This is a genomic window from Citrobacter sp. Cpo221, from assembly GCF_030332345.1.
Lineage (GTDB): Bacteria > Pseudomonadota > Gammaproteobacteria > Enterobacterales > Enterobacteriaceae > Citrobacter > Citrobacter portucalensis.
In genome coordinates this window covers 236448-247813 of sequence record NZ_JAOWIA010000060.1, presented here as the reverse complement: position 1 = coordinate 247813, position 11366 = coordinate 236448, and the positions used below count along the sequence as shown (strand labels likewise).

10 protein-coding genes are annotated in these 11366 nt (G+C 52.4%); 3 read left to right on the top strand and 7 right to left on the bottom strand.

The genetic code is table 11. From position 1 onward, the window contains the following. Positions 1 to 30: 30 nt before the first annotated feature. The 4 genes from OGY72_RS21715 to yiaK are packed head-to-tail and all read right to left on the bottom strand — an operon-like array spanning position 31 to position 3802. Positions 31 to 1350, bottom strand: coding sequence for an MFS transporter (locus tag OGY72_RS21715; protein WP_003827355.1), 1320 nt, complete (start codon positions 1348 to 1350; stop codon positions 31 to 33). 31 nt (positions 1351 to 1381) lie between these two features. Continuing rightward, complete coding sequence (locus OGY72_RS21710) at positions 1382 to 2314, bottom strand: DUF4862 family protein (RefSeq protein ID WP_286549402.1); 933 nt, start codon at positions 2312 to 2314, stop codon at positions 1382 to 1384. 13 nt (positions 2315 to 2327) lie between these two features. Then, complete coding sequence (locus tag OGY72_RS21705; protein WP_286549401.1) at positions 2328 to 2792, bottom strand: YhcH/YjgK/YiaL family protein; 465 nt, start codon at positions 2790 to 2792, stop codon at positions 2328 to 2330. Between the two features lie 11 nt (positions 2793 to 2803). Continuing rightward, positions 2804 to 3802 carry a 3-dehydro-L-gulonate 2-dehydrogenase gene (yiaK, locus tag OGY72_RS21700; RefSeq protein WP_003827358.1) on the bottom strand — a complete coding sequence of 333 codons (999 nt, stop codon included), beginning with the start codon at positions 3800 to 3802 and terminating at the stop codon, positions 2804 to 2806. A 217-nt stretch (positions 3803 to 4019) separates the two neighbouring features. On the opposite strand from yiaK, the gene yiaJ reads away from it, so the two are divergent. After that, on the top strand, positions 4020 to 4835 hold the full coding sequence (gene yiaJ, locus OGY72_RS21695) for an IclR family transcriptional regulator YiaJ (protein ID WP_003024237.1): 816 nt from the start codon (positions 4020 to 4022) through the stop codon (positions 4833 to 4835). Positions 4836 to 4952: 117 nt separating this feature from the next. Beyond that, the gene (locus tag OGY72_RS21690; protein ID WP_008786443.1) at positions 4953 to 5426 is read left to right on the top strand and encodes a 4Fe-4S dicluster domain-containing protein; all 474 of its coding nucleotides are present in this window, start codon (positions 4953 to 4955) and stop codon (positions 5424 to 5426) included. Between the two features lie 34 nt (positions 5427 to 5460). Here OGY72_RS21690 and avtA read toward each other — a convergent pair whose 3' ends face one another. Next, entirely contained in the window at positions 5461 to 6711 is a 1251-nt protein-coding gene (gene avtA / locus OGY72_RS21685; RefSeq protein ID WP_003837697.1) for a valine--pyruvate transaminase, read from the bottom strand. A gap of 176 nt (positions 6712 to 6887) precedes the next feature. Further along, positions 6888 to 8918, bottom strand: a complete 2031-nt coding sequence (malS, locus tag OGY72_RS21680) for an alpha-amylase (RefSeq protein ID WP_286549397.1) — start codon at positions 8916 to 8918, stop codon at positions 6888 to 6890. 316 nt (positions 8919 to 9234) lie between these two features. Here malS and OGY72_RS21675 point away from each other — a divergent pair, with 316 nt between their 5' ends. Beyond that, positions 9235 to 10059: a protein bax gene (locus tag OGY72_RS21675; RefSeq protein WP_003827364.1), complete on the top strand. Its 825-nt coding sequence runs from the start codon at positions 9235 to 9237 to the stop codon at positions 10057 to 10059. Positions 10060 to 10103: 44 nt separating this feature from the next. On the opposite strand, the gene xylR is transcribed toward OGY72_RS21675, so the two are convergent. After that, positions 10104 to 11282, bottom strand: coding sequence for a D-xylose utilization transcriptional activator XylR (gene xylR / locus OGY72_RS21670; protein ID WP_286549395.1), 1179 nt, complete (start codon positions 11280 to 11282; stop codon positions 10104 to 10106). Between the last annotated feature and the right edge of the window lie 84 nt (positions 11283 to 11366).

The window sequence follows — 11366 nt, the reverse complement described above, 5'->3', positions numbered from 1 at the left end:
CCGGTAAACGAAGCGCCACCGGGCATTGTTTTAAGCTGTACGTTTATGTGGATTCAGTGTCTTAAGCGGCGCGGCGCCGGCATCGCATTTCGCTGGCAGCAGCAGCGCCATCAGCGCGGCCAGAGCCAGTGAAATTGCCAGGCAGTAAACGCCCGCATCTTTGCTGTACAGAGTGATGAGAACGCCGACCGCGTAAGGACCGCAGAAACCGCCGAGGTTGCCGAGAGCGTTGATGACCCCACGTGCGCCACCGGCCATTTCCGCGCTGAACAAACGCGCCGGAATAGTCCAGAACACACCCGCAGCCGATTGCAGGAAGAATCCGCAGCCGACCAGCGCGGCATAAGCCAGCCAGACGTTATTTTTCAGCGCTACGGAGAGGAACATGCACAGGGCAAAGCCAATTAACGGCAGGCAGACGAACAGCTTGCGTTTACCGGTGCGGTCAGAGAGTGAAGAGAACAGGAACATCCCGGCAATTGCGCCGACGTACGGCAGAATGGCGAGCATACCGACTTGTCCCATGCTGCTGTGCGTCAACTCTTTGAGGATGGTCGGCAGCCACAGGGTGTAACCGTAAATCCCGGTCTGATAGAAGAAGTTCAGCGCGATTAGCTGCCACATGGTTTTATCGGACAGCACTGCACTCAGAGAGGCATTTTTGACTTCGGTTCCGGCAATGGCTTTTTGCTCGGCGGCCAGCGTCTCAACGAGGTAATTTTTCTCGGCCTCAGAGATCCAGCGCGCTTCCTGTGGACGGTCGTAAACGGTATAGGCCCACAGCACCAGGACGACGACAGACAATAAACCTTCAATGATAAACAGCCAACGCCAGTCGAGAACGGTAATGATCCAACCCGAGAGCGGGGCGGTGATGATCCCGGCAATCGGCACAAACATAATCACAATCGCATTGGCGCGACCGCGTTCTGCATCGGGGAACCAGTTACTGATCATCGTCAGCACGACCGGCAGCATGCCGCCTTCGGCAACGCCGAGTAAGAAGCGCAAAACCAGCAGTTGATACTGATTTGTGATTAAGCCCGTCAGAACGGAAATGACCGCCCAGGCAACCAAGGACCAGCCGATAAATTTCTTGCCGCTGCCGTGAACGGCAATTTTTCCGCCGGGAACCTGCAAAAACAGATAGCCGATAAAGAAAATACCGCCGGCCAGACCGGCCATGGTGGCGGAAATACCTAATTCCTCATCCATTCCGCCGGGCATCGCGAATGCGATATTGACGCGGTCCATATAAGAAATAATACAGGCGATGAGAATAGGTGGAATAATCCGTAGCCAGCGCTGACGGGGTATGTCTTGAAGTGTAGGGCGAGAGGTCATGTTCATATTAATATTCTCGTAGAGTAGTATTTTATTTTTATAGTTTTGCTTTATTTAATGCGGCGATACCGTCGCGCAATATCGCTACACGATGGTTCACATCTGCACTGGCATTTATTTCCAGCAATTTAATGCCAGAAAATTGCAATGGCTCAGCTCCTGCGCAGGCGAATAATTCGTGGGCATGCTCTGTGGTCATTAGACCTTCTGGACAGAAAGGGGCAAACGGTGCATGTAAGTCCTGCCACTCGCCGTATTCCCCCGTAAGCGTGGTGCCGGAGAACATCAGTGCGCCCAGTTTCCCAGCCCGTTTGGTCTGCTGCGTGTGGGTCAGCGGTAGAGTGGGGCTCTGCCCTTCAATAGCCGAGCGCGCCCAGTTAATGCACACGCTGATGTCATATCCGGCTATCGCGTCCAGCACGTTGTCTAACGGTAAAAAGCCTTTGCGTGGCGCGGGACCTGTCATGGCATCGCAATGTTCCAGCACCAGATCGCAGGACCAGTCCCAGCGGGTAATTTCTTTCAGTGAACGAGCAAACGCGTCGGTGGCCTGATCGACGTTCGGGTTGCCTGCTAGTGGGGCCGCATGCAGCTCCAGCGCGATTACTTTTCCGCCGTTGGCCGCATTGATATGGTTGATTTTCTGCTGCAGATGACGGTAATACGCCACGCAGGCTTTACGCTGTTCTTCGTCGCTGGAAGCCAACCCGAAGCCACCATTAGTACCGCGACGGCGCATGGTTTCCATAATAGCCGTGACCACAATTTGCCAGTCGCCCGGCGTATGGCGTAACAACCATTCGTCGCCTAACGGATGCAGATTTTCAAGGCAGGGCTGCTCCAGTCCGCGAATATCCGCGGTATCGGAGAGCTGTCGCCAGAATTCCTTCTCTTCCTCTTCACCCTTTTGGTGAAATGAGGGTGCACAAGGGTACGCACCGATAATATAACCGGTAGTGTTAGCTTTCATTTTTGTGCTCCTTTTATAAAACTGAAATAGCAACCTTCACGACTATTTTGCGGATCGGCGTGGCGACAGTTTTATGACATGCTGGACGATGAACATCCTGCGGGAAGAATATGGCGTAACTTCCCGGAATCATTTCAATGAAAGATTCATGTTCGCTGGCGTGATAAAAAATAATATCGCGCTGTTCTAATAACGATTCACTGATTTGGTTATTCCCGGTATCAATGGCGATCCCGATTTTCTCTTCACCCCAGGCCAGAAACTGAATATCCAGATAGCGGCGATGCACCTCAGGACGATTTTCGGCAACGTCACGCGTGGTTAAATCAATAATTTGCGCGAAGATATTTTTACCGTCGATCTCCACCACGCCCGGCTCCAGTTTGCGAAAATCTGTGGTGCGCAAAAAGTCGAGCGCCCTTTCAATCGCAGCGGGCAAACGGCATGGGTTAGGTTGAGCAATATGTCCGAAGATCATGGTTTTGCTCCTTACAGGGCTTGAATTTTTGCCCAGACGCTGTCGTCAACGGTGATACCGTTCCGGCGATTTTCTTCCAGTAGCTTTGTAAACTCGTGGCCCGGCAGACGGACAGGCGTGTTTTCATCTGCGCGTTCGGCGGTGGTGATGAAATCCATAATCCGCTGTAGCTTGGCATCGCGGGTGGCACCATCGATCAGCTTATCCACTTCAATGGCGATAAAAATCTGTGAAACGCCATATTCATCGCTGTTATCCTGGGTGACTTCCGCAACGGAAGAGCCATCAGAAAGCAGAGTGGCAATCATATCCAGCACAATCGACAGACCTGAACCTTTCCAGTAACCCATTGGCAATATGCGGCGGTTTTTTTCTATAACGCCCGGCTCTTTGGTGAGATTGCCTTCATCATCAAAGCCACCATCCACCGGCAGTTCGCGACCGGCCAAGCGATTCACTTCCAGCATGCCGTAGGAGAACATCGACATCGACATATCAACCATGGTGATTGGCGATGAGGGGATCGCGACGATCAGCGGGTTAGTACCAATGCGGCACTCTTTCGAACCCCACGGCGGCATGACAGCAATCGAGTTAGTCCAGCAGATACCGATGTAACCTTTCTCCGCCGCCTGCCAGCCATAGCTGCCGCCGCGCATCCAGTGGTTGGCGTTACGCAGTGCGACCAGGCCAATACCGTGATCGGAGGCCAGCTCAATGGCTCTGTCCATCATCTTTTTCGCCGTCAGATTGCCGATCGAACGCTGAGCATCCCATTGTTCAATCGCCCCCAGGCTGGTAATGCGTTGCGGTTTGGCCTCAGGAATGATGTCGCCGTTATCCAATTGCTGAATAAAACGAGGAAAACGATTCACACCGTGCGAATAAACGCCGGACTCGGTAGTGCGCGCAAACATTTCGGCACAGGCATCGGCGGTTTCAACGGCAATACCGCGTGCCAGCAGTACCCGATTGAACGCATCTTTCAACTGCTCAAAAGTGACTTTCATTCCTGTTTCCTTGTTTAAATTTGATCGCTTTTTTATCTCTAAATTTCACTATGCGAAATCTGATTTCAAATATAGCGATCAAATTTTGACAGATCAACGGGGTGGTCTATTTTTTAAAATCATCAAAATCAAATGGTTGTGTTTTTTCGGTTCAGATCGTGAACTGAAACACACTTTGCGCTACCATCAGAGCGCGACGAAAAGGGGAGCGGAAGCGATGGGCACAAAAGAGAGTGAAATGACGCAAGACAAAGAGAGGCCAGCCGGAAGTCAGAGCCTGTTCCGTGGTTTGATGTTGATTGAGATTCTGAGTAACTATCCGAATGGGTGCCCACTGGCCCATCTGTCTGAACTGGCCGGGCTGAACAAAAGCACTGTGCATCGACTCCTGCAAGGACTGCAGTCCTGCGGATATGTCACGCCTGCACCTGCTGCGGGTAGCTATAGGTTGACCACTAAATTTATCGCCGTGGGTCAGAAGGCACTATCCTCACTGAATATCATCCATGTTGCCGCACCGCACCTCGAAGCGTTGAATATTGCCACGGGTGAAACAATTAACTTCTCAAGCCGTGAAGATGACCACGCGATTCTGATTTATAAGCTGGAACCGACGACAGGCATGCTGCGTACCCGCGCTTATATCGGTCAACATATGCCGCTGTATTGCTCCGCGATGGGTAAAATTTACATGGCGTTTGGGCATGCGGATTATGTGGAGGCCTACTGGGAGAGCCATCAGGATCTTATTCAGCCGCTGACCCGCAATACCATTACCGGTTTGCCGGCGATGTACGACGAATTGGCGCAGATCCGCGAAAGCAGTATGGCGATGGATCGGGAAGAGAACGAGCTGGGCGTTTCCTGTATTGCTGTGCCGGTGTTTGATATTCATGGTCGGGTGCCGTACGCAGTGTCAATTTCACTCTCTACCTCGCGACTTAAGCAGATAGGGGAAAAAAATCTACTCAAGCCGCTACGGGAAACCGCGCAGGCCATTTCAAATGAGCTGGGTTTTACCGTTCGCGATTAGGCACATGCCAGGCGTCGTTCAGGCACCTGACACTATTTAACCGTTTCCCCTGTCCGATCAAAGCGTCAGGGGCGGTCTCTCTGGCACTCTGTGGTTTTCACGCAGAAGGAGGGGGCAATGAACGCGTTTATTATGGCGGATGCGGCAAAATGTATTGGATGTCGTACCTGTGAAGTTGCCTGTGTCGTCGCGCATCAGCAAAACCAGGACTGTGCGTCGGTCTCTTCTTCTGCGTTTATCCCGCGGATTCGGGTAATCAAAGACGACGCCTTTACCACGGCGGTCGCCTGCCATCAATGCGAAGACGCTCCCTGTGCGAATGTTTGTCCAACTCACGCCATTCGTCGTGAACATGGGCATATCTTCGTTGAACAGGCACGTTGTATTGGTTGTAAAAGCTGTATGCTGGCCTGCCCGTTTGGGGCAATGAATGTCGTTGCCCGTTCGTCGCGGGTGCAGGCGATAAAATGCGATTTGTGCTGGCATCGCGAGGCGGGACCAGCGTGTGTCGAAGCCTGCCCGACCAGCGCGTTGCAGTGTGTTGATGCCGTCAGTATTCAGCGCCAGCGCCTGCGTTCACAGCCGCTGTGAAGTGAGCCCGACCCACACCTGGGTCGGGTTTGCGTTAGCCTTCCAGCCAGGCGCGTTCGATCTCTTCAGCCAGAATCTTCACGCCAGCTTCGATTTTCTCAGGTTCTGGTACGTAGTTCATCCGCATGCACTGATGGGTATGCGGCCAGGGTTTATCCAGACCTGGGAAGAAGTAGTCACCAGGAACCATCAGTACGCCGCGCGCTTTCAGGCGCTGATACAACAGTTCGGTGGTGATCGGTAAATCTTTGAACCATAGCCACAGGAAAATCGCGCCTTCAGGTTTATGGATAAGGCAACGATCTTCAGACAAGTAGCGGCGAATAATCGCAATCGTCTCCTGAACGCGCTGATAGTAAAACGGCTTGATAACCGTTTCGGACAGGCGCAGCAGATCGTTACGTTTAATCATCTCGCACATCATCGCCGGTCCCATCCCGCCAGGTGCAAGGCTGATGATGCCGTTCATATTGGTAATCGCAGTGATGATTTTTTCATTCGCGATAATGATACCGCAGCGGGAACCCGGCAGACCCAGCTTGGAAAGGCTCATGCACAACACAATGTTGGGGTTCCACAGCGGGCGTGCTTCGCTAAAAATGATGCCGGGGAACGGTACCCCATAGGCGTTATCAATCACCAGTGGGATCCCATGCTGGTTGGCCAGCCGGTCCAGCTTCATCAGCTCGTCGTCGGTGATCACGTTGCCTGTCGGGTTAGTGGGGCGCGACACGCAGATCATCCCCGTCTCTTCACCGATGTGCAGGTGTTCAAAATCAACGTGATACTTAAACTGGCCTTCCGGTAACAGTTCGATGTTCGGACGTGCGGAGACAAAGAGATCCTCTTCCAGCCCGGAATCGGCATAGCCAATGTATTCCGGGGCTAACGGGAATAATACTTTTTGCGTTGTTCCGTCAGCGCGGCGTCCGGCGAACAGATTGAATAAGTAGAAAAACGCGCTCTGACTGCCATTTGTCAGTGCAATATTTTGTGGCTCGATATCCCAACCCTGCTTCTCACGTAGCAGTTTCGCCAGTTCAGACAGTAGCTCGGTTTTCCCTTGCGGACCGTCATAATTGCAAAGCGCATCAGTGGCTTTGCCGTTTGCCAGCATATCTGTCAGCAGAGACTGGAAGTAATTTTGCATCTCTGGAATTTGCGCCGGATTACCACCGCCGAGCATGATGGCGCCTGGGGTGCGTAAACCGTCGTTGAGGTCCTCCATCAGGCGGGTGATGCCTGAATGGCGGGTAAATTTGTCGCCAAAAAGTGAGAATGTCATAGCAGGGGGTCTGTCGAACTGAGTAGTAAAGTGGCTAACCATAGCGCTACCTATGGCAGGGTGCAAATCAGGGGGAGCGGGCTGGATTGATGTTTTGTGCTACAGATGCTTTCCTGGCTGGTTTTTTATTTTGTGTTGGGCTTCCCGCTGTATGCACAGCGAGAAGCCTGTTGGGATCAGGGCTGACCGGCCCACACCACCATCACCTTATCGTCGCCATGCTCGCGGATAAATCCGTATCCCTGCTTCAATGTCAGCGTGGTCTGTTTACCCGCACCGATGGCGGGATGTCTGGCCCGGAACTGACTGATGCGCTGCCAGTGAGTGACGCTGGCGGCAGATTTCCCGGCCACATCCGGCCAGTTCATTTCTGAGCGCGTACCCTGCAATGGGTCTGAACCTGTTGGTCCAAAGGGCCGGGCAGACTCGTCGCCGTAAAAGAGTTGTACCGCGCCTGGCGCCAGCAGCAATAGCTCGGCGGCTTTGTCTCCACCTTCGCGGAACAGACGCGTATCGTGCGAGGATAGATAGCTCAGAACGTTGAAATCCTGCAATTTTTCCGCCATCTGTTGCCAGGTGAGATCCATACTCGCCAGACAATCGACGGCCTTTGCCGCTTGCTCCTGATAGTCGAAATTGATCATCGCATCAAAGCCGTGACGGTAATAGTCGCTTTGCATCACGCCGTGACCCCAAGCCTCGCCGGTCATCCAGAAAGGTTTGTCATCAAGCGCTTTATCCGGGTTCGCTTTCTTCCATTCAACCAGCGCCGCGCTGGCCTGTGTTTTTAACTGCTGCCAGGCGGGAAGTTCGACGTGTTTGGCGGTATCGACCCGAAACCCGTCAATCCCGTAATCACGCACCCACTGGCTGAGCCAGTGGGTCAGATAATCGCGGGGCGTATAACCAGCAATAGCTTTAGCGTGCGTATCCGGTTTGTGTTGATAAAAGTTTGGCAGCCCGGAAGGCGTGGTGGATTCGGTTTTCAGATCGGGCAGGAAAGCCAGCGACATGGTCAGGTCGTCAAAACCCGGATTGTCGTAATCGCCAATATCGGTGCGGATCCAGTTTTTCCCCCACCATTTTTCCCAGCCTGCTTTATCGCTGAAGTTGATGTAATCATTAAAGCTGTGCCAGCTTTGCCCGGCGGCTGGCTTCCAGTCCGTCCAGCGTTCACCGAGCGTGTTTTTCAGTTCATCGCCCGACAAGTACAGGGCCCCAAACTGATACTCCTGCATATCCGCCAGCGTGGCGTAGCCGGTATGATTCATGACGACATCAAACAGGATGCGAATGCCGCGCTGGTGCGCGCCGTCAACCAGCGCACGCAGGTCAGCTTCATTACCCATATTCGCGTCGAGCGTGCTCCAGTCCTGAGTGTAATAGCCGTGGTAAGCATAATGGGGGAAATCACCTTTGGTGCCACCGCCGACCCAGCCGTGGATTTGCTCAAACGGCGCGCTGATCCACAGGGCGTTGATGCCTAACTGTTGTAGATAGTCGAGTTTGCTGGCCAGACCGCGCAAATCGCCCCCGTGGAAAGTGCCAATTTCCTGCATGCCGTCGTTGCGACGCCCGTAGCTGTGGTCGTTGCTTGGGTCACCATTTACAAAGCGATCCGTCAGGACGAAGTACACCGTAGCGTTATGCCAGTCGAAAGCGGCTGGGGCGTCAGTTTCCGCCCGTTCCAGCAGCAACAGTCCGTTACTGGCTGCAGCAGGCTGTAGGGTAATCGACCCATTTTTTACCGTTGCCGTTTGCTGGCTGTAGAAATCACGTACCACGGCACCTTCCGGAAAGGTCTGGCTCACATCCAGTGTTAACGGCGAACCATCCCATTTCGGGCACTGGCGAATCTGGGTCGTGACAGGGTCAGCGGCGCTTTTTACCGAGAGCATCAACGTTGGCGTTCCGGAGCGGGTATCCACTTCCAGCGTGTAATCGCCGTCTTTGAATAAGCGCCACTGCGGCGGGGCGCCTTCACACGGTTTTAGCGACAGCATCTGGTTGAGTTTTATTGCATCAGCAGGCTGCCAGCACTGTTGGTCAAAATTTAGGATTAAAGGACGCGTACCCTTCGTCAACGCTGCATGGCTGACGAATTTACCCGTACCTTCCGCTTCGAAGGTGGGGAGTCCCTGAGAAGTCCATGATGAGGCGATGGCAATGCCGGGCATGAGCGCCAGCGCAACGGCGGCAAGTTTCATAATGCTGTCCTTGGTGCTGCAATTTTCGCCAGTTTGCCAGTGAAATCAGGCCGGAAACTCCTCCTTTGAGTCGATTCCGCCAGGAGGAGAAGTGAGGGTGAGCGATCGCGCGCAAAAAATGAACTTATTTTGCGATAACCTCCACATTTTCTTCGAATTAATAGCACCCTGAACCGTTAATGCGTGACATGGTTTCAGAATTGGACTATTCCTTTGGGTGCTCTTGACGGCTATTTTTGATATGATTTGAGATTCATCTCTCATTTTTGTGAAAAATATAAGGTGTTGGAATGTATAAATCCGACCAGGAGACCTAATGATATTGACTCCCATTCGACGATATGGGGCAATGATTCTTATGTTACTCACCGTTGCATTTTCGGGTGAGGTGCTGGCAAAGACACACACGGCGACAACGAGTCACAAGCCCCAGGTAATCAAGACAAGTAATACACAGGTAAGCAGTAAACAAGAGTATTCTCGCAATAGTGCAAAGAGTAGTTCACTTCCTGATTTGCGAAAATACCCTTCCGGAACACCAAGGAAAAAAGCGTTTCTCCGGACGGTTATGCCTTATATTACCAGTCAAAATGCTGCCATTACGGCGGACCGTAACTGGCTGATTTCAAAACAGTACCAGAACCGCTGGTCACCGACTGAGCGTACGCGTATGAAAGACATCGCGAAGCGCTACAAGGTGAACTGGTCTGGCAACACGCGTAAAATTCCGTGGAATACGCTGCTTGAGCGCGTAGACATTATCCCGACCAGTATGGTGGCAACCATGGCTGCGGCTGAAAGTGGCTGGGGTACGTCGAAGCTGGCGCGTAGCAACAACAACCTGTTTGGCATGAAATGTGGCAAAGGTCGTTGTAACAATGCACCGGGTAAAGTGAAAGGCTACTCACAGTTTGAATCGGTGAAAGAGTCGGTGAATGCCTACGTCATTAACCTGAACACGCATCCGGCTTACTCTTCTTTCCGTAAGTCACGTGCGCAACTGCGTAAAGCCGATCAGGAAGTCACCGCTACCGCGATGATTCATAAGCTGAAGGGTTATTCCACTAAAGGACAGAGCTACAACAACTATCTGTTCGCAATGTATCAGGATAACCAGCGTTTAATCGCCGCGCATATGTAACTCTGTGTGCCGGATGGCGGCTTCGCCGCATCCGGCAATATTCCTCACAGCAACACTTCGCTGTTCACATCGCGATACTCTTTGGGCGTCGTGTCATACTCTTTCTTAAAGACCGAATAAAAGTATTGCAGAGACGGATAGCCGCACATCTGTGAAATTTCGTTGATTGAAAGCGTGGTAGAAATCAACAGGCTGCGCGCTTTTTCCAGCTTTTCGGCATGAATCACGGCGTGGATAGTCTCTCCGACCTCTTCTTTAAAACGCTTCTCCAGATTCGAACGAGAAATCCCCACTGAATCCAGCACTTGTTCAACCTTAATACCTTTACAGGCATGGTTGCGGATAAAGTGCATCGCCTGAATCACCGCCGGATCGGTTAATGAACGGTAGTCGGTTGAGCGGCGTTCAATGACGCGCACCGGAGGAACCAGTGTACGTTGCAGCGGCAGCTCTTCATTTGCCAGTAAACGATGTAAGAGTTTAGCGGCCTGATACCCCATCTGCCTGGCTCCCTGGGCCACGGATGACAGCGCCACCCGCGACAGATAGCGGGTCAGTTCTTCGTTGTCGATCCCAATCACACACAGCTTTTCCGGTACTGGAATATGCAGGTGCTCGCAGACTTGCAGGACGTGCCGTGCCCGCGCGTCGGTAACGGCGATAATACCGGTTTGCGGCGGTAGTGTTTGTAGCCAGTCCGCCAGACGATTTTGCGCGTGCTGCCAGTTTTCCGGTGCGGTTTCCAGCCCCTGATAGACAACGCCGCGGTACTTCTCTTTGGCAACCAACTGGCAAAACGCATATTCACGTTCCTCGGCCCAGCGTTTACCGCTTGAAGAAGGCAGACCATAAAACGCAAAGCGGTTAACCCCTTTCTCTTTCAGATGCAGGAAAGCACTCTCTACCAACGCGTGGTTATCGGTGGCGATGTAATGAACTGGGGGATAATCTTGCTCCAGATGGTAGGAGCCTCCAACGCCGATAATGGGAACCTCCACATCGGCAAGTAATTGTGCAATGTCATCATCGTCATAATCAGCAATAACGCCGTCACCTAACCAGTCTTTAATATTATCGATACGGGCGCGGAAATCTTCCTCAATGAATATATCCCACTCGGATTGCGATGCCTGTAAATATTCACCCACTCCTTCTACCACCTGGCGGTCATAGGCTTTATTGGCATTAAATAACAGAGTGATGCGGTGACGTTTATCAAACATAAGAACCTGTCCTGGAAAGGTTAACGTGGGCCTGTCGATACTAGCAAAATCGCAGGTACGACTGCTTGATGAAGCGTGACAAAT